Annotated in this window: 18 protein-coding genes; 7 read left to right on the top strand and 11 right to left on the bottom strand. The window is 64.0% G+C overall.

The features are described from left to right. Positions 1–11: 11 nt before the first annotated feature. From B5F89_RS09450 to rpmE, 3 genes are all read right to left on the bottom strand, one after another. The gene (locus B5F89_RS09450) at positions 12–314 is read right to left on the bottom strand and encodes a PTS sugar transporter subunit IIB (protein ID WP_087431537.1); all 303 of its coding nucleotides are present in this window, start codon (positions 312–314) and stop codon (positions 12–14) included. 63 nt (positions 315–377) lie between these two features. After that, positions 378–707, bottom strand: a complete 330-nt coding sequence (locus B5F89_RS09445) for a PTS lactose/cellobiose transporter subunit IIA (protein WP_087431536.1) — start codon at positions 705–707, stop codon at positions 378–380. Between the two features lie 550 nt (positions 708–1,257). Further along, a complete protein-coding gene (gene rpmE, locus B5F89_RS09440; protein ID WP_087431535.1) occupies positions 1,258–1,698 on the bottom strand; it encodes a 50S ribosomal protein L31 in 441 nt (146 codons plus the stop codon). 252 nt (positions 1,699–1,950) lie between these two features. Between rpmE and B5F89_RS09435 the strand changes: the two genes are divergently transcribed. The 3 genes from B5F89_RS09435 (at position 1,951) to B5F89_RS09425 (ending at position 4,580) form a co-directional block, all read left to right on the top strand. Further along, on the top strand, positions 1,951–2,238 hold the full coding sequence (locus B5F89_RS09435) for an ACT domain-containing protein (protein WP_087431534.1): 288 nt from the start codon (positions 1,951–1,953) through the stop codon (positions 2,236–2,238). Positions 2,239–2,309: 71 nt separating this feature from the next. Then, positions 2,310–3,719, top strand: a complete 1,410-nt coding sequence (locus tag B5F89_RS09430) for a citrate synthase (protein ID WP_239286740.1) — start codon at positions 2,310–2,312, stop codon at positions 3,717–3,719. Positions 3,720–3,734: 15 nt separating this feature from the next. After that, positions 3,735–4,580 carry an HAD hydrolase family protein gene (locus B5F89_RS09425; protein WP_087431533.1) on the top strand — a complete coding sequence of 282 codons (846 nt, stop codon included), beginning with the start codon at positions 3,735–3,737 and terminating at the stop codon, positions 4,578–4,580. A 57-nt stretch (positions 4,581–4,637) separates the two neighbouring features. Here B5F89_RS09425 and B5F89_RS09420 read toward each other — a convergent pair whose 3' ends face one another. The 3 genes from B5F89_RS09420 to B5F89_RS09410 form a co-directional block, all read right to left on the bottom strand. Continuing rightward, the gene (locus tag B5F89_RS09420; RefSeq protein ID WP_087431532.1) at positions 4,638–6,461 is read right to left on the bottom strand and encodes an adenine deaminase C-terminal domain-containing protein; all 1,824 of its coding nucleotides are present in this window, start codon (positions 6,459–6,461) and stop codon (positions 4,638–4,640) included. Between the two features lie 142 nt (positions 6,462–6,603). Next, the gene (locus B5F89_RS09415) at positions 6,604–7,908 is read right to left on the bottom strand and encodes a hypothetical protein (protein WP_087431531.1); all 1,305 of its coding nucleotides are present in this window, start codon (positions 7,906–7,908) and stop codon (positions 6,604–6,606) included. Then, on the bottom strand, positions 7,905–9,242 hold the full coding sequence (locus tag B5F89_RS09410; protein ID WP_087431530.1) for a putative ABC transporter permease: 1,338 nt from the start codon (positions 9,240–9,242) through the stop codon (positions 7,905–7,907). The genes B5F89_RS09415 and B5F89_RS09410 overlap by 4 nt, the downstream gene beginning before the upstream one ends. Before the next feature lie 284 nt (positions 9,243–9,526). Between B5F89_RS09410 and B5F89_RS09405 the strand changes: the two genes are divergently transcribed. Both B5F89_RS09405 and B5F89_RS09400 read left to right on the top strand, forming a co-directional pair. Then, positions 9,527–9,934, top strand: coding sequence for a hypothetical protein (locus B5F89_RS09405; protein WP_087431529.1), 408 nt, complete (start codon positions 9,527–9,529; stop codon positions 9,932–9,934). Between the two features lie 267 nt (positions 9,935–10,201). Continuing rightward, entirely contained in the window at positions 10,202–11,119 is a 918-nt protein-coding gene (locus B5F89_RS09400; RefSeq protein ID WP_158098463.1) for a LysR family transcriptional regulator, read from the top strand. 123 nt (positions 11,120–11,242) lie between these two features. Here B5F89_RS09400 and B5F89_RS09395 read toward each other — a convergent pair whose 3' ends face one another. Together B5F89_RS09395 and B5F89_RS09390 are read right to left on the bottom strand one after the other, a co-directional pair. Further along, complete coding sequence (locus B5F89_RS09395; RefSeq protein WP_204230664.1) at positions 11,243–14,341, bottom strand: mechanosensitive ion channel domain-containing protein; 3,099 nt, start codon at positions 14,339–14,341, stop codon at positions 11,243–11,245. A 10-nt stretch (positions 14,342–14,351) separates the two neighbouring features. Then, positions 14,352–15,218, bottom strand: a complete 867-nt coding sequence (locus B5F89_RS09390) for a transporter substrate-binding domain-containing protein (protein WP_087431526.1) — start codon at positions 15,216–15,218, stop codon at positions 14,352–14,354. A 221-nt stretch (positions 15,219–15,439) separates the two neighbouring features. Between B5F89_RS09390 and B5F89_RS09385 the strand changes: the two genes are divergently transcribed. Continuing rightward, positions 15,440–15,841 (top strand): hypothetical protein, encoded by a 402-nt coding sequence (locus B5F89_RS09385; protein WP_087431525.1) that lies wholly within the window; start codon positions 15,440–15,442, stop codon positions 15,839–15,841. A 305-nt stretch (positions 15,842–16,146) separates the two neighbouring features. Here the strand turns inward: B5F89_RS09385 and tyrS are convergent, their stop codons facing one another. From tyrS to B5F89_RS09370, 3 genes are all read right to left on the bottom strand, one after another. Next, positions 16,147–17,361, bottom strand: a complete 1,215-nt coding sequence (gene tyrS / locus B5F89_RS09380; RefSeq protein ID WP_204230663.1) for a tyrosine--tRNA ligase — start codon at positions 17,359–17,361, stop codon at positions 16,147–16,149. Between the two features lie 84 nt (positions 17,362–17,445). Further along, a complete protein-coding gene (locus tag B5F89_RS09375) occupies positions 17,446–19,062 on the bottom strand; it encodes a hypothetical protein (protein WP_087431524.1) in 1,617 nt (538 codons plus the stop codon). Further along, complete coding sequence (locus tag B5F89_RS09370) at positions 19,050–21,164, bottom strand: U32 family peptidase (protein WP_143758365.1); 2,115 nt, start codon at positions 21,162–21,164, stop codon at positions 19,050–19,052. Before B5F89_RS09370 ends, B5F89_RS09375 begins: the two co-directional genes overlap by 13 nt. A gap of 179 nt (positions 21,165–21,343) precedes the next feature. On the opposite strand from B5F89_RS09370, the gene B5F89_RS09365 reads away from it, so the two are divergent. After that, positions 21,344–23,566 (top strand): transglycosylase domain-containing protein, encoded by a 2,223-nt coding sequence (locus B5F89_RS09365; protein ID WP_087431522.1) that lies wholly within the window; start codon positions 21,344–21,346, stop codon positions 23,564–23,566. The last annotated feature ends 367 nt before the right edge of the window (positions 23,567–23,933 follow it).

Genomic DNA, 23,933 nt, shown 5'->3' with positions numbered 1-23,933 from the left:
AATCGAAGCGCTTACTTGCCGAGAAGGCCGTTCAGCTGCTCGAAGATGGCCGGGCAGTTCTGGCGGCCGTAGTTCGCCATGGGGATGACGTCGACCGGCAGGCCCTGGGCCTTCTTGATGACCTTATCCTTCTGATAGGCGATCTGCGGGCCGATGAGGATGACCTCATAGCCAGCGTCAGCGGGGTTCTTGAGCTCGCTGAAGCTCATGGCGTTGATCTCGAGATCAATGCCATTGGCAGCAGCGTACTCGTCCATCTTCTTCATAAGCATGCTGGTGGACATACCGGCAGCGCAAACGAGCAAAACCTTCATCTTGAATCTCCCTCTTCATTGACGGGGGTGCGGCGCACCCCTTTTGACCGATGGTCAGCTACCTTAGGAAAGCTTTCCCACAGCCTCGTACAGGTTGATGAGCTCCTCTGCCAGGTCCTGGCAAAGCATCGAGGTCATCAGGTGGTCCTGCGAGTGGACGAGCAGCACGTCTACGGGGACGTGGTCGCCGCCAGCCTCGCGGGAGAGCAGCTTCGTCTGCTCGTCATGAGCCTCGAGACCCGCCTTGCGGGACTCCTCGAGGAGCTCACGAGCCTGAGCGATGTCGCCCTCGCGCGCGGTCTTGATAGCCTCCATGGCCATGCTACGAGCCTGACCGGCCGCAGCAACGATCCCGAACGAGATCATCTCCATGCTTGTATCCTCTTCTGCCATTTCTTTCATCTCCTTCCGTTTGCCTCGCCGTCTCCCCTATCCGAAAAGCGGACCGCCGCGCCACCCCCTGGGGTCGGCACCCCACACGGCGCTGAAAAGGCGGCCCTCGCTCAATTCGGCCATCTGCACCTAGCGCAGACCTTACTGAGCGCGTCCGTCTCCGGTGAAAGAAAGTGCTCTTAACCAAAACGGGGAAGTGCCTTGGATCGGAGTCACGCCCTCTCGCCACAGACGTAGTGACATTACGATGTTATGCTGCCATCTTCGCAACGTCTACATATTTCAGACAAGCGGGCCGACTAATCCGTGAACGGCACTTCTTCGAAAAATAATTCGGCGTTTGTTTTATAAGGTCAGGCGCCAATTTGTACGAACGAGTCGCCAAAATGGCTTCCATCCGCCTATCTTTAGTTGACAAACGTTTGTTTTTGATTCTCAAAGTTAGCAAATCAGCAAATGCGCTGGTACGGTCTTTGCCATACCTCTTGATAGCAAAAAGGCCCTGTCGCGCAACACGACAGGGCCTTCACAAATCTATGAACCGCAACGGTTACTCAGCGGCAGCCTCGGTCTCGGCGGCAGCCTCAGCGGGAGCCTCGACGGCCTCCTCGGCAGGAGCCTCAGCGGCCTTCTTGGCGGCCTCGGCAGCGGCCTTCTTCTCAAACTCAGCGGCACGCTTGGCCTTCTCGGCGGCCTTGGCCTCGCGCTCGGCGGCCTTCTTGGCAGCGGCCTCCTCGGCAGCGGCGGCACGGGCGGCCTTCTTGGCAGCCTCGCGCTCGAGAGCGGCCTGAGCGGCACCACCGAACTTGTCGGCGAAGCGCTGAACGCGTCCACCGGTGTCGACGAACTTCTGCTGGCCGGTGTAGAACGGGTGGCACTCGTTGCAGAGCTCGACGCGGATCTCGGGCACGGTGGCACGGGTCACAAAGGTGTTGCCGCAGGAGCAGCGCACCGTGCACTCCATGTACTCGGGATGAATACCAGGCTTCATCAGGGGACTCCTTTCGTGTTTCGGCTTGAAACCGAAACGATAAGGCGCCTTGGTTTCCGACCAAGGCAAAACACAACTTGCCTAGGATACCACACCCGCAGATTGCCTGCCCAAAAGCGTGTTGCGCCATGAGACTTCCATGAACGGACGTGTTTGCGTACACGCGTCGGAAATGTTCGACCGATACAATGGGTAAACTGCTTCGAAATACCGCGCCGCCGCACAGGGCGCCACCGACAGAAAGGACCGCTCATGGCAGAGCTCTCCCCCACCCGCGTCGTCATCACCGTCCTCGGCAAGAACCGCCCGGGCATCCTCGCCGCCATCACCCGCGTGCTCGGCGAGACCAACGTCGACATCCGCGACATCACCCAGAGCGTTATCGAGGACATCTTCACCATGACGATGCTCGCCGACACGAGCTCCTGCTCGCTCGACTTCACCGAGCTCTCGCAGGAACTCGCCGCCGCTGGTGAGAAGATCGGCGTGAGCGTCCAGGTGCAGCGCGAAGACGTTTTCAACTTCATGTACCGCCTCTAAGCGGCACCGCCGGCTGCCGCCGGCTTAGCGGCAACATGCCCGCCTTGCGAACCGATTAGATTGGGGGCACCGTGATCGACCAGTTCTATAACCATATCGCGCCGGCTCAGCGCCATCTCCAGAACTTCGCTAAGTCGAGGCGCATCTCCCCTGCGTCGACGCGCCTCTACACCGGCGCCTCCATGATGCCCTATGACGAGGAGCTCTATCGCGAGCACGACGTCAAGCGCGGCCTGCGCAACGCCGACGGCTCCGGTGTGGTCGCTGGCCTCACGCGCATCGCCGATGTGCACGGTTACCGCAAGGAAAACGGCAAGTTCATCCCCGACGAGGGCAAGCTCACCATTCGCGGCTACGATATCGCCGAGATTATCGACCACGCCCAGGCAGAGGACCGCTTTGGCTACGAGGAGGTCGCCTACCTCCTGCTCACCGGCGAGCTCCCGCGTGCCGACGAGCTCGAGAGCATCGGCGCGCGCATTGGCAGCCTCCGCTTGCTTGAGGACGAGTACATCTCTGAGTTCCCGCTCGCCACAAAGTCAAACAGCATCATGAATGTGCTGCAGCGCGCGGTGCTCATGCTCTACGCCTTTGACGAGACGCCCGACGACATTACCGCCCCGCACGAGGTGGACGTCGCGCTGTCTCTGCTCGCGCGTCTTCCGCGCATCGCCGCCATCGCCCATATCACACACGAGGCGATGGACTCCGGCGTGCGCGTTCAAGTGCCCGAGCCCAACGCCTCCGCTTCGATGGCCGAGGCGATTCTCGAGGTGCTGCGCGGCAGGGATGACTTCACCCACGAGGAGGCCATGCTCCTCGACGTTATGCTCATGCTCCACGCCGAGCACGGCGGCGGTAACAACTCGACCTTCAGCTGTCGCGTGCTGTCGTCTTCCGCGACCGACGCCTACTCCGCCTACGCCGCCGCCATCGGTTCGCTCAAGGGCCCGCGCCACGGCGGCGCCAACGCCAAGGTCACCCAGATGCACGCCGACATTCGCGCGCACGTAACGAACTGGGACGATGACGACGAAGTCGCCGCCTACCTGGCAAAGATCCTGATGGGCGAGGCCTTCGACCACTCCGGTCTCATCTACGGCATGGGGCACGCCATCTACACGCTTTCCGACCCGCGCGCCCAAATCTGCAAGCGCTACGCGCGTTCGCTCGCCGAAGAGAAGGGTCTTGGCGAGGAGTTTGCGCTTATCGAACGTATCGAGCGCATTGCGCCGGCGGTCATGCGCGATGTGCGCGGCATGACCAAACCCATCTGCGCCAACATCGACCTGTACACGGGCTTTATTTACAGCATCCTCGGCGTACCCGAGATTCTCTTCACGCCGCTCTTTGCCGTGGCGCGCATGGCCGGCTGGGCCGCGCACCGCATGGAGGAGCTCTACGGCGCCCACCGCATCATCCGTCCCGCGTACAACGCGGTTCTGGACGATGTTACCTACGTGCCGCTCGCTGAACGCTAAGGCTAAGGCTGCCCGATGATCTTCTTCTCTGACCTGGACGGGACCTTCCTGGACTCAGAAAAGCGCGTAGACGAGCTCTGCTGGCGCGCGCTCGATGCACTTGCCGAACGCGGGTGGGAGTTTGTCCCCTGCTCCGGCAGGCCGCTCGCGGGTATTCCGCGCGAGATTCTCGACCACTCGGCCGTGCACTTTGCGGTGAGCGCCAACGGTGCCACGGTCTCTGAACTCGGGGCGGGTGCGGACCGCCTCTCCGGGGCGCGGACCATCCACTCCGCCCCGCTCACGCGCGAGCACGCACTCGCATGTTGGGAGCTTTCGCGCGGGCGCGACGTCACGTTCGATATCTTTGCGGACGGACACTGCTACCTGCGCCGTGACCTCTTTGAGCGTATCGACGAGTTTGCCGGCGACCCGTATATGGCGCAGTCCATGCGTGACACGCGCACGCCGGTGGACGAGGAGGCGCCCGAGACACTCGCGCGCGTGCAGGACCTCGAGCGCGTTTCCATGTACTGGCACGACACGCGCGACCGTGACGAGCTGCTGCGTGCCCTGCGCAAGGTCGAGGGGATCGACATCACCCGCTCCTACCCCATGAACATCGAGGTCATGGAGACCGGAGCCTCAAAGGGAGGGGCACTGCGCTGGCTTTGCCGGCACTTGGGCGAGCCCGTTGAGGACGCGGTCGCCTTTGGGGACAACCTGAACGACCTCTCCATGGTCCAGGCGGCGGGAACGGGAGTTGTTGTGGCAAATGCTGAGGCCGAGGTCCGCGAGGCGGCGGACGCGGTCTGCGGCAGCAACGACGAGGCAGGCGTAGGGCGCTTCATCATGGATATGCTATTTAGCACGGCGCTGTGACACATCGCTAACAGGACTGCATGCTTCGACCCCGTCCCGAAATAGGCACGCGGGTGGCTACGAGACGTATGCGTAGCGCACCGTGTCAAAGAGGCCTTCAGGGCGGATACGCAGCTCGGGGATAACCGGGAGCGGCAAGAAGATCATGCCCATAATGGGGTCGAGCGGCGGCTCCAGCCCGGCGCGGCGAGCGGCGGTCACAAAGGCGTCGTGAGCCTCGGCGACCTCCTCTGCCGGCCGATCGCTCATGAGGCCGCCGAGCGGCAAGTCGAGCTTGGCCACAACCTCGCCGTCCCGCACGAGCACAAACCCGCCTTGGCCGACGGCGCGCACCGCGGCGAGCATGTCGGCGGGGTTGTCGCCCACTACGCAAACGTTATGGGAGTCGTGCCCCACCGTCGAGGCGATGGCGCCGCCCGTTATAGTGAAGCCGCGCACCCAGCCGCGGCCGATGTGCTTGCCCACAAGGCCCTCTCCCGCAGGCCCCGCACCGTCCGCACCAGCCTTTTGCGCTGCGGCACCGCGGCCGTAGCGCTCAATGAGCATGATGCGGCGGAGTCCGTCGGCTGTCTCGGGACGTGCGGAACCGGTGATAGCCTTGCCGGGGATGGCGTCGATCACGACCTCGCCCGGCTGGAAGGGATAGGAAAAGACGTCGAGCGAGAGCTCGGGCAGACGCACCGAACCGCGGAGCTTCTGCTCCAGCTCGCAGACACGTTCGGTCGCAGGCGCGACCTCGCCAAGATAGCGCCCCTCCTCCGCCACGAGCCGGCCTGAGGTAAAGACCGCATGCGGCGGGCGCGCGAAGGTGAGCTCGTCCCACAAAAGCACATCCGCCCGCTTGCCGGGCGCGATGGCACCGCGGCACTCGCGCGCGGGCGCGTGTCCGTGGTCGAGGCAGAAGCACTCCGCCGGTGAGAGCGTCGCCATCGTAAGCGCCACCACCGGATCGATCCCCGCGGCGACGGCGCGACGGCAGGCGTTATCGATCATGCCCTCCGCAAGCGCGTCCGACGGCGCGCGGTCATCGGTCGCAAAGCAGCACCGGCGGGCACGGGCGGGGTTTTCCGTCACAAGCGGCGCGAGCGCGTCGAGGTCGTGGCTGCAGGTCCCTTCACGCAGCATGATGTACATGCCGCGCGAGAGCTTGTCGAGCGCCTCGGCGGGGCCGGTGCACTCGTGATCGGCGATAATGCCCGCGGCGGCATATGCGTTGAGGTCGCATCCGGTAACAAGCGGCGCATGGCCGTCAACAAGGCCGGAAACCGTGCGGTCAGCGGCGTCGATGCGAGCGAGCGTCTCGGCATCCGCCGCAAAGACACCCGGCATGTTCATCATCTCGCCCAATCCAAAGATGTCACCGGGGTGCGCCGCCATAAATGCCTGCATATCGGCTGCGGTGATGGAGGCACCGGCCTGCTCGTCGGGAAGTGCCGGCACGCACGAGGGCATCATGAACTTGATATCGAGCGGCGCACGACGGGCGTCCTCGATCATGAACTCCAGACCGTCGAGACCGGCGACGTTGGCAATCTCGTGACTGTCGGCAATCGCGGTCGTGGCACCGCGGGCGAGCGCCATCTTGGCGTACTCGGAGGGACGGACGTTGGAGCTCTCTATATGCAGGTGCCCGTCGATAAGGCCGGGCGTGAGGTAGCGGCCTTCGCAGTCGACGACGGCCACGGCGGCGGGATCGGGCACGTCCGCATCGCGGTCATCAAAAAGCACGCCCACGATGACGCCATCCGCCACCGCGACGCGCCCCGACACCACGCGCTGGCCATACACATCGACAATCTGCGCATGGGTAAAGAGCGTGTCCACCTGACGGCGACCCTCGGCTGCATCGATCATGTTCGCAAGTTCTGCCGTACCCGCCATGACGCTCCCTCCGTCGACATCCGTTGTTGCCATGGTACCCAAATGGCACACGGGCACACGCGGTCGCAAGGAGGCAACCCCGCACAGGCGCAGACGGGCGCACGGAGCACACGGTCGAGCACGGGCGCACGGAGCGAGGGTGCTACTCCAGCGTATCGAGCGATTGCATCCAGGCGATGTAGACGCTCGGATAGTGTCCGTAGAGCACCTGCATGGGGTTGATGTCGGCAAGAAGGTCGTGCACGAGCGACGCCACGCCGCCCAGCGAGAACAGATCGTCTACCGTGGGCACCTCGCGCGCAAGGTCAGCAATCAGCTTGTCGACGCGCTCGCGGTCCTCGGGTACATAGGGGCTCTCGACCCCCGTGTTCTCCTTAAACGTCGCGCACATCGCCTCATGCGCCGCGTCAAAGCCCTCGTCGCCATAACCGGGGAGCATGAGGTCGTGGCCATAGCGCGCGTACCCCCACGCTGCAAGCGGCATGCGCGGCACCATGTCACTCGGGTTCAGGATGTTGAAGATGTTATCGAACAGCGGGTCGTCCACATCTTCATAGAGCGTCACCTCGGGCGTGGCGAAGGTATAGCAATAGATGCTCTCGAGCGGGGCGAACGAGCGCAAACTCGTTGTCATCTCGTCGGCGTAGGCGGCGGCGATGTTTGCCGTCGCGGCACCGCGGGAGTGGCCGCAGAACAACAGCGCGATGTCATCGGTGCCGTCAAGCTCGGCCTCGTCGGTAATGCGCGCGGCAAGGTCCTCCACGATCTCGTTGGCGGAGCGCATGAAGCCCTCGTGCTCGACGTTGGCGTAGTTCTTGTCGAAGTCCATGTTGAGGTCGCTCAGCCACTCGGAACCGTAGCTGCCGCGCACGGAGACAAGAAAGAGCGTCTTCTCGCGCCCGTCCTCCGCAACGAGGCGCTTGGTCGCCACCGAGTAGGCCACGACATCGTCGGTACCGGTTAGCGCATCGACGATCTCGTCAAAGATCTCGCTGCGGTATTGGTAGGATGCGGTCGAGATGTCCTCGAACCCGAGCGCGGCAAGCGCCTCCTCCATGTAGGCGCGACCGCCGGAGCCGGCCTGATAGTAGCCCGACTCCGAATTGGCAACGGCGGAGAGCACCGCGCAGGTGGTGGCGAGCTCGTGGTTGTAGACCGTGGGGTCCTGGAAGAACCATGCATCGTCCCACACCACCTCGGTGGAGACGGTCGCAGCGCCTGTTGCCATGGTGGTGAACTCAATATCAGCGGTGAAGGCGCCCGTGCGCGCGGACGAGTCCGCGAGCTCCTGCGGCGCCGAGGGCTCGGAAACCACGCCGAGCCCCAAGCGCTCCTGCTCCTGGCGATGGTGCACCGCGACGGCAAGCGCAATGCCGCATGCGACGAGCACCACGCCAAGCGCGGCAAGAATCCTCAGGCCCCAGCACGGGCGCTTGCGCTCCGTCATGCCGCACCCGCCTCAGACGAGCCAGCGGCAGCGGGCTCTGCCACGGCATCCGCCATGGCAGAGCTGTCCACACGACCGGAGTTCTCGGGCGTGATGGTCATGCTCTCAAAGCGGTGCTGCATGTAGGCGTTATCGAAGTTCTTGGCGTAGAACTCCTCCACGGGCGTGGTGCCCGCGGTGCCCGAGAGTCGCTCAAACCAGCAGTCGAGCGCCTGCAGCGTCATGACGCCGTTCACAAGCATAAGAATCGCGCAGAGCGTGGTGAAGCTGTAGCGGACCTTCCAGGGGATGATGTTGATGAACTTGAGAAGCCACGGCAGGCAGAACTTGATCCACACAAACCCGAGCGCGCCCCACATGCACATAAAGAGTGTTGAGGTGCGCCCCTGGAATATGACCGCCACCGGGTCGGGGAAGAGCCCAAAGATGGTGGAGCCGGAGTAGTCCCAGGCAACCGCGCCAAAGCCGGTCTGCATGAACCAGCTGACCGCCGCCTCAAAGAGGCCGCCGATCACGGCGGAAACCACAAAGATGATGACAGGGTTAGCCTTGTAGAAGCGGTTCAGGGCGACCGTCATGAGCACGGCGCCAAAACCGTAGATGGGCGAGAACGGGCCGAAGAGCATGCCCGCGCGGTCTTGGTACACGCCCGGGTCGACCACGACCATGTGATAGATGGTCTCGATAATGAGGCCGAGCACGCAGCAGACGGTGAAGACCCAGAACAGGTTGAAGAAGTTGAGCTCGATGTAGCCCTTGCCCTCGAGGTCGCGGCCGAGCATGCCGGCGCGCGCCGCCTCGCGGTCAGTAAGGTCGCGCATGACCTGCTTCATATGGCGCTCGTGGCGCAGCTGCGGATCAACCGTGACGGAGAGGGTAAGGACAATCGCAAGCTGGATGGCGTCGGCGATGAGGTTGGTGCCGATACCCTCGAGCATGATACGCAGGATGATCTGGACGAGCGTGGTGGCGATGAGCGCGTGCGACCAGCGCGCGGCGTTACGGCGGCGGTTCTTAAGAAGCGAATGGCCAAAGATGATAAGTGCAATCCCGTTGCCGAGCGACACCACGATAGAGATTGCCACGAGAATCATCGGCGGCGTCGGATCGCTACCGATCGAGATGAGGTCGGGCCGCGCCGACATGGCCCACCAGAGTATGCCAAGGAACAGGAAGACCATCGGCACGGTAACGATGCCGTCTGCCATGCACAAAAAGCCGTAGACCTTCACGATGAGCGGGATCTTGCGCTCGGCGGCGGGAACCTCAGGAGCGCTCGGCGCGCCGTCCTGCTGCATCGCGGTCTCAATCGACGATTTCTCGGATTTGCCCATGGCGCGTCCCTCGCTTCAAACTAACGGGGCAGGCATGCGCCCCCATTCAACACAAGTTTATGAATTATAGCGTATTTCCGCAGGTAATCGATATTGTCTCAGCCAATCTTCCGTAACTCTCAAGAAATGGTTGAAAGCCCGCCCGTCGCTTTGACAGGGTATGCGCCCCTTCCTATACTTTCCCGGTTTGTCACGGGACCGTAGCGGAAGATCACGGAAGATCACCATTGCCGCAGGTCCGCGCGCCGCCAGCCTGCGGCGCTCCTATCGAAAGGAACCACGTTATGTCTAAGAACTGTCGCGGCGTGCAGGGCATTGGCTTTGTCTTTGTGCTGTTTGGCATCATCGCCATGGCCGCTGCCGCCCTCATGTACTTCGGCGCCCCGAGCGTCGAGCTCGACATCGAGGACGGCGTTCAGATCGCCCAGATGTTTGGCATCATCCTCTTTGTCATCGGCCTCGTCCAGTTCATCTTCGGCGTCGTCGGCATGCGCGCCGCCAAGCACGAGAACCTGCTCAAGCCGTTCTCTTGGATGTGCGGCATCGACATCATCCTGAACCTCTCCGTGGTGGGCCTCACCTTCACCTCCGGCGAGGGTGGCGAGATCTGGCCCAACCTCATCTTCGCCGCGGTGGCGCTCTCCGGCCTTATCTTCTCCTACCGCGCTATGCTCGAGAAGGGCGTCGAGTAGACCGCACCATCGGTCCCTGGAATCGCTCGCTAGTATCCAGACTCGCCCGGCACCCCTGCGGTGCCGGGCGTTTTTTGTGCCGCGCGCTTCACGGAAATACCCGCTGCCGCCGTTTGCACGACTCTCAAACGTTGGTTGAAAGCCCGCCTTCGCCCACGGCCGCAGCGCGCACGAAGGCAGTATGCTTGTATCAAACCAGCCACACCGGCCCCGCGCGCCGCACCGGGCGCGGCATCTCTGGGGCCCATTATGCGACGGAGCCTTACGTTGAACATACGCCAGCTGCGTTACTTCTACCTTTCTGCCTGTTCCGGGAGCTTCTCGGGGGCGGCGCGCTCCGAGAACGTATCGGTCCAAGCCGTCTCCAAGGCGCTCATCGAGCTCGAGGACGAACTCGGCAGCCCGCTGTTCGATCGCGGCGGCTCGGGCGCGGTCCTCACGCCGTTCGGCGAGGCCCTGGTGCGCCCCGCCCACGAGGCGATCGCAAGCTTCGACGCCGTCGTACGCGCGGCCGACACCTATCTGGAGCGCGAGGAGGACGCGGCCGCCTCGGGGCTTCGCCTCGCTTTGATCACGCCGCCCTTTGCCAAGGAGAACATGATGCGCAACGCCTTCTCGCGCATCTTCACCCATATGTCGAGCACCAAGGTGACCCTCTTTCGCTCGCTTGGCACCGAAGCCTTCGCCGACCTTAAATCGGGCATGATCGACGCGATGATAACCGTCGGCACCTTCAACGACCCGCGCTGCATCTGCCGGCCGCTCGGCAAGGTGTCCGTGGGCGTGTTCATGGGGAAGGACCATCCCCTGCGCCGCAAGCGCCTGCTCAGCTTTGCGGATCTGGAGCCTTATCCCGTCCTCTACAACCGCAGTATCGACGAGTTCAACGACACCATCCTCGTATCGTGCCGTCGCGCGGGCCTTGCCTCCCCCACCGTCGAGGTGAACACCGACGACGGCGTTGCCGACCTGCTCGAGGACCGCAACGGATACGTGCTCGGCGTGTATTTGAAGGCACTCGACGTCAAGCCGCTCGCCATCATGCACCGCGTCGATCCGGCGGACGCGCCTCGCATCCCCATCTGCGCGGTGGCGCTCAAAGAGCGCGACAACGAGCAGCTCGAGAGCTTCATCCATTTCATCCGCAACGAATTTCCCCTCGTCAAGAAGATGTTCAGCTCCTAAACGCCACCTCAACCGAGGTGGCTGCGTCGCACGCGCCCGTCATGAAAAACCGGCCCGAGGGCATCTCTGTCCCCGGGCCGGTTGCGTTCACAGCCTCCTATTGGTGCTGGCTATGCGCGTCCCTTAGCGGCGCGAATCGTTGGACTCGTCGAAGTCCTCGTCCTCGTCCGCCAGGTCCTTCAGAGCCTCGCGCTGCTCGGCGTTGAACTCCTTCGCCGCAATGCGGTCGGCCATGGTCGCGCGCTTGAACTCGATGGGCTGGTTCACCACGACCTGCGGATAGGGAATCGAGATGTCATACACATCGAAGAGCAGCTTCATCTCGCGCAGAAGGTCGCTCGTAAGACCGCCGCGGTCGCTCTCGGCGCACTCCGCCACGATCTTGATGTTGACCGAGTTGTCCGCGAGCATGGAGACGCCCTTGTAGAACGGGCCCTCGATGATGGCCGGCAGGCGCTTCTTCATCTCGGGGAGCTCGCGCGAGAGAATCGCCTCGACGCGCTCCAGGCTCTCGCCGTACTCGATGCCCACCTCGATGGCGGCGTAGCTGTGCTCCTTGGTCATGTTGACCACGTTGGAGATGCTCGAGTTGCGCAGCACCAGAATGTTGCCGGAGCCGTCGTTGATCTTGGTCGTGCGGACGCCGATCTCCATGACCGTGCCGCGCTGGCCGCCGACCTGGATGATGTCGCCCACACGGAACTCACCCTCGAAGATGATGAAGAGGCCGGAGATGATATCGGTCACGATGTCCTTCGCACCGAGCGAGACGGCAAAGGTGAGCAGTCCTGCCGAGGCGAGGAGCGTGGCCGTGTCCACGCCGATGAGCGCTAAGCACCAGTAGAGCATACCGATGACGCTCGCGTACTTGACCACGCTCGAGATGAGGCGGCACATGGTCACGCCGCGCGCGTCGAGCACGCGCGAGACGAACTGCAGGATCTTCTGGAGCGCGGCGGCCACCGTGGCAAGCACGCAGGCGAACATGATGCTCGCCGTGATAGCGAAGATGTTGAGCCCGTGCTCCCACGTGCCACCCAGGATGTAGGCGAAGAGCGACCGCTTGTCGAAGATGCTGTCCTTGAAGATGACCGCGCCGCACACCACGACCACGGCGACGGCGGCAAACCAGCGCAGCACGCAGCCGACCTTGCGCTCGGGCGAGAGGCCGTCCCAATCGAACGAGCGGCCGAGCCAACGGCTCACGGCGCTGTCGGAGCGTACCCGACGCCCACCGATGTTGACCTCGACGACGCCGGTGTCCTCGTCACCGTCCGATGTAGCGGACGGCGCGGCGGGGCGCCCGGACGGCGCGACGGAGATGAGGGCGAACACCACGATGAGGCACACGAGCGCGATGGCCCCGGTGGCGATGGTGAGCGGCCCGCGCTCGTTCATGAGCGCGCCCTCCCCTGCCACGACGAACACGTAGTAGTCACTCGTCTCGGCGACCGACGCGTAGTAGCGATCGCCGTTCACCGTGATGTAGTCGCTGAAGCCGTCCCGCAGCTGGTTCTCGGTGATGCCGCAGGCGGCGGCGTCCTTGCCGGTGGTGTTCTGGTCGGGATAATAGGCGATGGTGCCGTCTACCTTGGAGACGGCAAAGGCAAAGCCATCGGCTCCCACCTGCACGCCGTCGAGCACGTGGTCGATCTGCACGCTCTCGAGCAGGTTCTCCAAGCGCGTGGGACGAATGCCGAGCTGGACAAAGCCCGTGAGCTGACCGGTGGCGTCATGGGTGGTGACACCGATGTACTGGCGCAGCTCGCCGGAGATCTCGTCGGGCATGGCGTCTTGCACCACATGGTCCACGCCCTGCAGGAGCTTGCGGAACTCGAAGGACTGGTCGGCGGGGTCCTCGGACAGCACGAAGTTAGTGTAGCTCGAGTTGGTCGCCGTCATGACGCCCTGGTCGTTGAAGGTAAAGATGTACTGGATCTGCAGCGCATCCGCCAGCTCGCCGAGTTTCTCGCGCGTGGCGAGCTCGGGGTTCTGGTCGATGATGTAGGCCGCGACCTCGGCCTTGGAGAGATAACGCTCACCGTACTGGTCCTCGAGTTCCGCGGCGCTCGCCTGGCTGCGCTCGATGCTCTCGGCGATGGACTCGGCGCGCTCGGAGAGCGTGAGCGACTGCGAGGAGAGCGCAAAGAGCGTCTGCATGTAGAACGAGATAACGAGGATGCCGAGGAAGCCCACGATTGCGAGCACGAGCGCACGGCCGGCGATCGCGCGGTTCAGGCGCACGGGCCCCACACGACGGCAGTCCTCATCGCGGTGACCGCGGCGCTCGTCATCGCGCAGCACGAAGATACCGTAAAGCGTCACGGCAGCGATGACGACAAAGAACGCAAAGAGGATGACGCCCACGGTGATAGCGCTCGAAGCAGCCATGTCGGCCTCGGGCACGGCGGAGATATAGTACATGTCGCCGATCTTGGTGACGCCGCAGAAGAGCGCCTCGCCGTCGAGCGTCATGTTCGCAAGGGTGCCGTCCTCGAGATTCTCCACGCTGAGGCCAGCATCGATAGCATCGGCCCCCACGAGGCCCTCGTCGGGGTGGTACTCGATCACATAGTCTTTGGCAGAGACCGCAAAGACGTAGCCGTCTTGGCCGAGCGAGATGGAACCGAGCACGCTCGCAAGCGAACCCGTGCTCTCCACGAGGTCGCGGAGCTCGGCGGGGTTCTGCTCGATCACGACCATGGTCTCGTCATCGATACGCGCCGCGTAGTAGCGGTCCAGCCACTCCTCTTCCGGATACTCGATCTCGACCGCCTCGGAAGGCTCGTTGGTGTCAAAGGTGTCGCGCAGACGGTTGAAGCGCATGCGGGTGAAGTCGGCGGGGGTGTCGGTCGCGCGCGCAACGATCTCGCCCGTGCGCGTGACGACCATGACGTTGTCGACCGCGAGCAGCTCACGGTACTCCGCCATCTTGGCATCGGTCGCCTCAAAGCCGGCGTCGTTTTGCGCCATGAAGGCAACGCTCGCCGCCTTCGATTGGTAGATGGCGTCGAACTGGGCCGTGTTCTCCACGGTCTCGGCATCCGCCTGCTCGAGAAGCTCGGGCAGCGATGCCTCCTCGTACTCGATCTCCTCGGCATAGCTCGAGCGCGTAAGTTGGCCCTGCATGCCGGTGAGCAGCACGCCCATGGCGACCATGCTGGCAAGGACAACGGCGATAAGAACGCCGATCCGTACGGTGAGTCCCTTGGACATTCTCATCTTCTGCCCCCTAGTCCCACTTATCGATGAGCGCGTCGATCGTGCCGTCGTCGAGCATGCCCTGGATGGTCTCGGCAACGCGCGGCGAGAGCGCCGACCCCTTCTGGGTGGCGACGCCGTAGGAAACCTCGTCGACGGTAAAGCCGTCGAGCACCGAGCGCTCGTCGTTCATATAGGTCTTGGCGATGGCGCCGTCGAGCACCATGGCATCGACCTCGCCGATCTCGAGCGCGTCGGAGAGCTCCTGATACGAGGGGTACTGGATAAGACGCCATGTGTCGAAGAGCGCGTTGGAGTTGTCCTCGTTCGTCTCGACGGACTCCCCGTTCGAGAAGCCGATCTCGTAGAGCTTGATGGAGAGCAGCGGCGCGGCGTTGGCGCCGCCCATCGTGCCGAACGTGGCGCCCTTGAGGTCGTCGATCGTGGTGATCTGACTGGAGTTCTGGACGACGGCGATCACAGCGTCGTCGTAATAGGCGGGCGAGAAGTCGAAGTTCTCCCGGCGCGTGTCGGCAATGGAGTAGCACGCCACCAGCGCATCGATCTTGCCCTCGAGCAGCAGCTCCTTGCGGTTCTCGGGCAGCACCGTCGTATAGGCGACGTCCCGGTAACCCAGACGCTTCGCGAGCTCCTCGGCGATGTCCACCTCAAGACCGTAGTACTTGCCGGTCCTCTCATTCAGGTACCCAAAGCCCACGACGTCGCCGCGCACACCAACGCGCAGCGTGTCTGTGCTTGCTACCGCCGTAGCCGACGTCGCGCTGCCGGCACTGCCCGCCTGAGACGTGCTCGGGGTGCAGCCGGCGAGGGCGCCGACCGTGAGCGCCGCACTTGAGAGCGCAAGGCCGACGAAGCCCCTCCTCGTGATGTCTTGCATCCTTCCTCCCCTGGAACGAATACGTTTTGTCCAAACTAGTCAAGTATGGTCTGAACTGGGAGGAAATGCATTCGAAACACGATGGGTCAACAAATAGTTGATAGCTGAAAGACCTTTCGCCCTATACTTTAGGGCTGCCCGAAATCGGACAGGCGTTTTCACGCCGGGACAATACCGTTCGAACATCGCTCGGCGCCACGGCGCCATCAAGGAGGTCAACCATGTCCACCAACCGCAAAGCCCTCAAGATCGTGAGCCTGTTGCAAGTTCTCGCCGCTCTTGGTGCGGCTGCCCTGGGCGCCATCGCGCTCTTTGGCGCCGATCTTGCTGAGGCCGAGGCGGGCGTCCTCGGCGTGCTCGTCGTCTACCTCGACGGTGTGCTCTACCTCGTCTGCGCCGTGCTCACCTTCTTCTGCGCGGTCATGGGTATCCACGGGGCCAACCAGCCGAGCCGCCTCGGCAACCACCGCCTTATTGCCATCTTGGTGTTGCTGCTCGCCATTGCCACGGGCGTCTTCGCTGGCATGGGTCAGGAGATCCCCGTTATGGCAGCGGTGGTCGGCGTGCTCGCGCTCATCGCCGCCATCCTCGACGGCATGTGCCGCAAGGAGGCCGACCTCTAAACGGCAGACGCTCCGCTTTTTTATAAGAAACCACGCCCTGTGCACGTGGACCTAACGGGACGCGCACAGGGCGTGGTTTCTTTTGTTTATCGGGACCCGGGGAGAACGAGCTTGAGCGCGTGATGCGCACCGCAACGCCCCGCCGGCCGCCAAGCGCTGGCAAACACGGCGCAGAGGCGCTCTCCCATCAAAGAAACCGTGTTTACCAGCTCCTGGAGCGTCTGGAGAGCTGGTAAACACGGTTTTGGTGAAACGGGTGGATTGCGCGAGCGGGTGCGGGGCGGCGCAGAAGCGCGCAGCCGGTCCTACACCAGGCGCGCGTACTTGCGCTTACCCACCTGCAGGACGCAGCCCTCGTGCAGAAGAGTGGGGTCGACGTTGTAGCTCTTGGGCGCAACCGCCTTCTGGTCGATCTTGACGCCGCCGCCGTCAATCAGACGACGCGCCTCGCCCGCAGAGGGCGCGAGACCGGCGTCCTTAAGCACGGCCGCAAGGTATACGAGGCCCTGGTCGTTCGGCGTAAGGTCAACATGAACCTCGGCGATGTCCTCGGGGAGCTTGTCCTCCTTAAAGACGCGGTCGAACTCCGCCTTCGCGGCCTCGCCCGCGCCCGCCCCGTGGTAGGCGTCGACGATGTTCACCGCAAGGGCACGCTTGAGCTCGTAGGGGTCGGCCGAGCCGTCGGCAAGGGCGGCGTCGATAGCGTCGACCTCGTCGACAGAGAGCGTCGAGGCGAGGCGGTAGTACTTGCCGATCATCTCGTCCGGAATGGACATGATCTTGCCAAAGGCGTCCGCCGGCTCGTCGGTGAGGCCCACGTAGTTGCCGTAGGACTTGGACATCTTACGCACGCCGTCGGTGCCCTCAAGAAGCGGCATGGTGAGCGCGACCTGCGGCTCCATGTCCATCTTCTCCATGAGCTCGCGGCCGGCAAGCAGGTTGAAGAGCTGGTCGGTGCCGCCCATCTCCACGTCGGCCTTGATCTTCACCGAGTCAAACGCCTGCATCACCGGGTAGAGGAACTCGTGCAGGGCAATCGGCGTCTGGCTCTGGTAACGCTTGGTGAAGTCGTCGCGCTCCAAGATGCGCGCCACGGTGAACTTGCTGCAGAGCTCGAGCATGCCTTTCAGGTCGAGCGACAAAATCCAGTCACCGTTGTGGACGATGGTCGTCTTCTCGGGGTCCAGGATCTTCATGGCCTGCGCAACGTAGGTCGCAGCGTTGGCCTCGACCTCTTCCTGCGTGAGCTGCGGGCGCGTGGTGTTCTTGCCCGAGGGGTCGCCGATCATGGCCGTACCGTTGCCAATGATGAGCGTGACCTTGTGGCCGAGGTCCTGGAACTGGCGCATCTTGCGCAGAGGCACCGCGTGGCCCAGGTGCAGGTCGGGCGAGGTGGGGTCGACGCCGAGCTTGATGTTCAAGGGCACGCCGCGCTCGAGCTTCTTCCTAAGGTCCGCCTCGGGTACGATCTGCGCCGCGCCTGAGGTGATGATGCGCATCTGCTCGTCAACAGAGAGCATAGTGTTCCTCCTGCTGTCTAGCACCCTCGCCACGCTGACGCGGCGGTGCTCGGTTTTATTGCATAACTTTTCTAGTGTAGCCGACTAGAGACTTGCATGATACCCCGTTATCGCGTCCTTGCTCCACCACTGCGCAAAGCGATAGTTGATATAGGTATCCATGTTGTCGCGGATGTCCCCCATAAAAAGCACCTTGGGCGCCGTCGTGATGAAGGGAACCTCCACCTCCGCATCGGGTGACTCCTCGATGCGCTCGATACGCTCCCGGATCTGCGCATCGTACTCAACCGCCTCGCCTGTCACGAGCGAGCGTGCGGCAGAGAGCGAGACGAGGTCGTCGATATGGCGTTCGTCGAGGACGAGGGCCGTGACCGAGAGCACAAGCACCACAAGAACCACTGCGGCAAAGCGTCCGTATGCGAGGGACACCGGCGTCGCCGCGGCGCGCGCGAGAGATTCTGTCGGAGCCGCCTCCGCGCCATCGGACGCCTCCCCCGCCCCTGTGCCTTGCTCGCGCCGATGGATCCACCAGCCCGCAAGCCAGGTGGCGCACACCAGCACAAGAATCACAAAGAGGTCGTAGCGGATATTCTGCACACGCCCCGGGCCAACGTAGCCCATGGAGTAGAACGTAGGGGTGAAGCTCGCCGCAAACAGGGCAAACGACCCCATAAGCGCCGCACCCGGATAACGAAACGAGCACGTCGAGCGGCGCGCCGCGCGAACGAGCAAAGGCAGCACGAGAGCTAGCATGAGTAGCAGAAAGCCGTTTGTCCAAAGGACGAGGTACTCCCCCGCCGCAAGCCCGCTCTTGATAAGCGTGGGCACGACGCCGAGCGCATCGCCCGCAAACTGCGTCTCCTGCCGGATGGCGTTTCCCGGTGCCGCCATCGAAGCGGCAAACCCGGCCACAAAGACCGCAAGCGCCGGCAGGAGCAGAAAGCCCCGGCGATTGCCGCGGCGCACCCCCGCCACAACGGCCGCGGCGAGCAGAAGGCCCGCAACCAGTGCGGTCACAAAGTTCCCGCCCGCAATACCAAACGCAAGCGCAACCAAAAGAAGGGAGCGCAACGCCGTTCCCACAGGCGTGTAGGTGCGCACCCGGGTGCCGCCGCGAAGCAAGCGGATACCGAGCCCCACCGCTGCGAGCATGAGCGCGTGGTAGAAGGTGTAGTAGATGGCGGCGTTGTACCACCAGATGCCCTCGACGGGGCTGGGCATGAGCTGCGTCTGCAGCAGAAGAGCGGCTGACGCTGCGGCAACGGCCGCTGAGCGCCCGCCGCCAAGCACATCGTGCACGAGCACCGACGACGCAAAGAACGTCGAGGCCACGAGCGCCACCATAATCGCGACCGCACCGACGCCATAGAGCTCCTCACTCCACACGCCGGGTTGCAGGGCCATGAGAAAGATAGCCGAGTAGGTCCCCTGCCATGAGAAGAACGTATCGGCCACCTCGGCAGCCGCCGCAGCGATGGCACCTGCGACGCCCCTGCCGGCCTCGAGCGCCAGATGCGCGTCGACGCCGTAATGCCAATCGTCCGCATAGCTATGATCAAAGGCGGAAATGGCGACCATGGGCACGAGGGCGAGGGCGAGCAGGCAGACGAGGGCCGCAGCGACCGCCGTCTCGGGATCGATCCGCCGAGCGAGCGAGGAAAGCGCGCGCCGGGGCCCGGCAAGGGCGGCTAGCAGCTGCATCGGTCCTCCCCTCGCGGGCACGGGTCCGACGCCGAACGTGCGGATACCACCCGAGGTGCGTCACCGCTGCAGGAAAGCACGCGCGAGCGGCCGAGTGCATCGGTGCGCACGGCAAAGCGGTCTCCGTTCTTTCCCAAAAGAAAACGCGGCTCGCGGCGGCGGCCGCACGCGGCGCACCGGTGGTCGCACGGCCCCTCGGCCGTAAGGATGCAATGTTCCATAACCATGAGCTCGCGCTCGCCAGGCGCAAGCGTGCCGAGCGGTACCGCGGACATCGTTTCCCCGAGACGGCGTGCATCATCGGCCGGCAGCTCGTCGGGCAGCCAGACGCGCTTGGCTCCCCACGACTGAAGCGTCCGAACCGCTGCGGGGTTCTCCGCATAGAGCGGCGCAGCGGCGTCGAAGGCAACGCCTGCTTCACGGGCGAGGGCGAGCTGCGTGAGGTTCCGGCAGATGACCCGCCGAGCGGTGCTCATAAGGCGGCGGGTGCGCGAGAGGTCAGACGCGCGGCAGCACGCATCGAGCAGCACCGTCAGGCGTGGCAGCAGCGGCTCCCACGCGTGCGCGTCATCCAGAAGGCGCCAGGCCTCGACCGCGACCTCGGCGGCACTCGCAGCTAGCAGTGACGACGCCGCGTCGGGGCTTGCGACAAACACCGGGCTTGAAACGGGGGCGCCGAGCACTTCACATGATTGCGCCGGGTCCGCCCCGGCACGGGGAGGGATTCCGTTTTCTGGCGAGGTAGCAAGCGGCGGCTCGCCGGCACGGGGCGGCAGGCGGCGCGGTCCGTCGCCCGCTGCACAGGAGGCAGCGCCTAGGACCTCGCCCCGCAGCGCATCGACGGCACGCGCGGATGCCTCGAGCACCGCGGCGCTCGCCGTAAGGAAGACGGCGCTTCCCACCTCCACGCGCCGCTTGCAGCGCAGCGTGACGCGCTCACTCGGCTCGCCGGAAACCGTACAGGGGATGAGCGGGAAGCGACGCGGCACGCCCGCGCCGGCGTCCGCCGGAAGAATCGTATGGATCTCGAGCGTGTCGCCCGGGCGCACGGGACCCGTGAGCTCAACGGTCACCTCATGGCGGGCGCGCGCGACGACTACGCCCACCTCGATACCCTGGTTGCAGGAGCGCTCGAAACTCATAAGGTCGCGGCCCGTCCCTGCGGCGTCGCCGCGCAGATAGACGTCGGTGAATCCGCGGTTGAACGAGGTACCCGCGCGCCGCACAAGGGCGTCTGCGTCAAACGGCTCCCCCGCGGCGAGCGCATCGAGCGCCGCGTGGTAGGCGCCCACCACGTTGAAGACGTAATCGGGGTTCTTCATGCGCCCCTCGATCTTGAGGGCGGAGACACCAGCGCGGATGAGCTCGGGTAGCATCCTGAGGCCCAGAAAGTCCTTGGGGCAGAGAAGCTTGTCTCCCGCGGCCTGCGCGCAGTCCTCCCCCGCACCGTCGACGAGGCGCCATGATTGCCGGCAAGGCTGGGTGCAATCGCCCCGCATCGCCGAGCGCCCGCGTGCCGCGGCGGAAAGCGAGCACGCCCCCGAATAGCTAATGCAGATCGCGCCGTGGCAGAACACCTCGCACGCAACGCCCGTGGAGACGATGTCGACAATCTCTGCTACCGAGAGCTCGCGCGCAACCGTGACGCGCGCGCAGCCAAGCTCGCGCGCGGCAAAGGCGACCGCCGGCGCCGCCTGGGCCCCCGCCTGCGTAGAAAGGTGGAGCTCCATGCCGGGGAGCTCCTCAGCGAGCAGGCGCGCAAGGCCGAGGTCCGCAACGATGAGGGCGGAGGCCCCCGCGTCCTGTGCCCGGCGCGCCGCAGCAAGAACGCGGCCCTCCTCGCCCGAGCGCACGAGCGCATTCAGCGTCACGTATACCAAGACGCCATGCGCCGCGCCGTAGGCGCAGGCACGCTCGAGTTCCTCCCAGGTGAGTCCGGGGGCTGCGGCACGCGCATCGAGTCCGGGCTCGGCGAGGCCGGTGTACACGGCATCTGCCCCGGCAGCGATGGCGGCGAGCAGCGCCTCGGCAGAGCCCGCGGGCGCTAGCAGCTCCGGCAGCCGCGTCGGCGCAGTCCCCTTCGCAGCCAAAACCTCGTCCACGGTACGCCCTCCCCTCGTCGTCTTATGCACGCAGTCTGAAAAAATGCCTGCAAGAAGAATACACGAGACCGACCGCAGGTGCGTTGCGCTATTGTGTTCAGTACATATGTATGTCGCAATCCGCTACGGCAAGCGGGCAAGGTGCCCGCGCCATTAGGGGGAAACTCCAGGAGGTCTCTATGGGTCCACGTGAGCGTCATATGAGAACGAGCGCAAAGACGCACCTCGTCCCTGCCATCGTGGCATCGTTCATCGGTTTTCTGCTCATCACCGGCATAGCGTTCGGCGTCGGCATGCTCGGCAACGTGAGTCGCTGGCTGGAGGACCTGCCCGACTACACCAACACCGACCTGTACCTCACGAGCGAGCCGACGACGATTCTCGACGCCCAGGGCAACACCATCGCGAGCCTCTACACGCAGAACCGCACCTCGGTGAACATCGATCAGGTGTCCACCTATGTCCTCGACGGCACCGTGGCCACCGAGGACGAGCGCTTCTACGAGCACAACGGCGTCGACCTCTACGGCATCATGCGCGCCGTGGTGGTGCAGCTCACCGGCGGCCACGAGGGTGCCTCGACCATCACCCAGCAGCTCGTGCGCAACACCATCCTCTCCGACGAGCAGTTTGACGACACGCTCGAGCGCAAGGTCCGCGAGGCCTATCTCGCCCTTAAGATGGAGGAGATCTACTCCAAAGAAGAGATCCTCATGATGTATCTCAACACCATCAACTACGGTCACGGCGCCTACGGCATCCAGGAGGCGGCCGAGACGTATTTCTCCAAGAGCGCCCTCGACCTCACGCTTGCCGAGGCGGCGCTTCTGGTGGGCCTGCCCAACTCGCCGTCGCGCTACGACCCCACCGTCAACCCCGACCTTGCCCTCCAGCGCCGCAACACCGTCCTCGACCGCATGCTCTCCAACGGCAAGATCTCCCAAGAGGAGCACGACGCCGCGCAGGCCGAGCCCATCACCTTGAACGTGACCGAGAACTCCTCCACCGGCGTCGAGGTCCTGGGTCAGCCCTACTTTGTCGACTATGTGCGTTCTCTCTTGAATGAGGAGTTCAGCTACGACGCCATCTTCTCTGGCGGCCTTACCGTCTACACCACCATCGACCCCAACATCCAGGCTGCTGCCGAGACCGCGGTCGTCGACCAGCTCAACCGCTACAACCTCGACGGCCTCGAGGCCGGTATGACCATCATTGAGAATGGCACGGGCTACATCCGCGCCATGGTGGGCGGCAAGGACTACTACGCCGACGAGCATCACACCAACCACGCCATCACCGGCCGCCAGGTGGGCTCCTCGTTCAAGACCTTCACGCTTGCAACCGCCCTTAAGCAGGGCATGAACCCCAACATTCGCATCAACTGCAACTCGCCCTACACGCTTACCGAGGGCCTGGACAAGCCGCATCCCGTCCAGAACTACGGCAATCAGAGCTACGGCACCATCACGCTCGCCCGCGCCACCGAGCTCTCGTCCAACACGGGCTACGTGCAGGTCGCCAAGGCCGTGGGCAACCAGAACATCATCGACACCGCGCATGACCTCGGCATTACCGCCGACATGCAGGACGTCGCCACGCTCACACTCGGCGTCTCCAGCATCTCCACGCTCGAGATGGCCGAGGCCTACTCTACCTTTGCCACGGGCGGCTACCACCGCGATGCCGTTGCCATCACCAAGATCGAGAACCGTGACGGCGAGGTTGTCTACGAGCATCAGGATGCGCCCGAGCAGGTGCTCGACACCAGCGTGACGCAGGTCCTTACCGAGGTCCTCGAGGGCGTTATCAACCACAGCGGCGCCACCGGCACCGCGGCGCGCCTCTCGGTCAACCAGCCGCTCGCCGGCAAGACGGGTACCACCTCCGATACGGCCGACCTTTGGTTCTGCGGTTACACCCCGCAGTACGCCATCGCCGTTTGGACCGGTTACACCTCGGGCTCCATCCCCATCTACGTTGGCGGACGCGAGGCCCTGGGTAACGACTTTACGCTGCCGATGGCGCGCAACACCCTGAACGCCATTCTTGAGGGCGTGCCGCGTGCTGAGTTCCCCACGACCGACCAGCAGATCAACTACAAGGATGACTCTGTGTGGAAGTGCGAGGGCAAGTCGCTCGTAGGCATGCGTTCGAGCGCTACGACGCAGCAGAGTGAGTCTCCGGCAGAGTCCACCGAGCCCGCTGAGTCCCCCGAGTCGCCGGCTTCGCCCGAGCAGCCCGCGACAACCCCGAGCTCACCCACCAGCCCGACCACGCCTACGCCGGAGCCGGAGCCCGTGCCAACCCCGACGCCCGAACCGAAACCCGAGCCTGACCCGGAACCGGAGCAGCCTGAGACGCCGACGCCTGATCCCGCACCGGAAGGGCAATCTCAACCGTAGGCTGCATCGCAGCGCCAGCGATTTCGACATCCACGCAAAAAGGACCCGGTCGTGCCGGGTCCTTTTTGTATCAATTCATGTAGCGAATTCTAGCAACACTTGTTCTTGCAGCAACTGTATGACATTCTCGATACATGATTCCGATTGTTGTCCTTGATGGTCGCATTCGGCACCGCAAGTCGTCCGTTCTAAGCCTTCGAACGCGCATCCAAAGAACAGTGTGTGCATCTGTCACGCTCCGTGTGCACTTGTAACGCCCGGGACTGCGGACGTTTTCCTGTACATCCTACACCGCGTAGCCGAGCAGCCTGCGGTTCTCGTCCGGCGTCCTCCAGCCCAGCGCCGCCGACGCCCGCTCCGACCGGAA

The sequence above is a fragment of the Collinsella sp. An307 genome (genome assembly GCF_002161805.1).
GTDB lineage: Bacteria > Actinomycetota > Coriobacteriia > Coriobacteriales > Coriobacteriaceae > Coprousia.
This window is presented reverse-complemented; position numbering and strand designations above follow the sequence as displayed.

Bases quoted from the DNA above. Each gene is read 5' to 3' on its own strand.
- B5F89_RS09385 (WP_087431525.1), top strand. From the start codon at position 15,440: ATGTCCACCAACCGCAAAGCCCTCAAGATCGTGAGCCTGTTGCAAGTT.
- B5F89_RS09415 (WP_087431531.1), bottom strand. From the start codon at position 7,908: ATGACGGAGCGCAAGCGCCCGTGCTGGGGCCTGAGGATTCTTGCCGCG.
- tyrS (WP_204230663.1), bottom strand. From the start codon at position 17,361: ATGCTCTCTGTTGACGAGCAGATGCGCATCATCACCTCAGGCGCGGCG.
- B5F89_RS09410 (WP_087431530.1), bottom strand. From the start codon at position 9,242: ATGGGCAAATCCGAGAAATCGTCGATTGAGACCGCGATGCAGCAGGAC.
- B5F89_RS09395 (WP_204230664.1), bottom strand. From the start codon at position 14,341: ATGAGAATGTCCAAGGGACTCACCGTACGGATCGGCGTTCTTATCGCC.
- B5F89_RS09445 (WP_087431536.1), bottom strand. From the start codon at position 707: ATGGCAGAAGAGGATACAAGCATGGAGATGATCTCGTTCGGGATCGTT.
- B5F89_RS09390 (WP_087431526.1), bottom strand. From the start codon at position 15,218: ATGCAAGACATCACGAGGAGGGGCTTCGTCGGCCTTGCGCTCTCAAGT.
- B5F89_RS09365 (WP_087431522.1), top strand. From the start codon at position 21,344: ATGGGTCCACGTGAGCGTCATATGAGAACGAGCGCAAAGACGCACCTC.
- B5F89_RS09405 (WP_087431529.1), top strand. From the start codon at position 9,527: ATGTCTAAGAACTGTCGCGGCGTGCAGGGCATTGGCTTTGTCTTTGTG.
- B5F89_RS09420 (WP_087431532.1), bottom strand. From the start codon at position 6,461: ATGGCGGGTACGGCAGAACTTGCGAACATGATCGATGCAGCCGAGGGT.
- rpmE (WP_087431535.1), bottom strand. From the start codon at position 1,698: ATGAAGCCTGGTATTCATCCCGAGTACATGGAGTGCACGGTGCGCTGC.
- B5F89_RS09375 (WP_087431524.1), bottom strand. From the start codon at position 19,062: ATGCAGCTGCTAGCCGCCCTTGCCGGGCCCCGGCGCGCGCTTTCCTCG.
- B5F89_RS09435 (WP_087431534.1), top strand. From the start codon at position 1,951: ATGGCAGAGCTCTCCCCCACCCGCGTCGTCATCACCGTCCTCGGCAAG.
- B5F89_RS09450 (WP_087431537.1), bottom strand. From the start codon at position 314: ATGAAGGTTTTGCTCGTTTGCGCTGCCGGTATGTCCACCAGCATGCTT.
- B5F89_RS09425 (WP_087431533.1), top strand. From the start codon at position 3,735: ATGATCTTCTTCTCTGACCTGGACGGGACCTTCCTGGACTCAGAAAAG.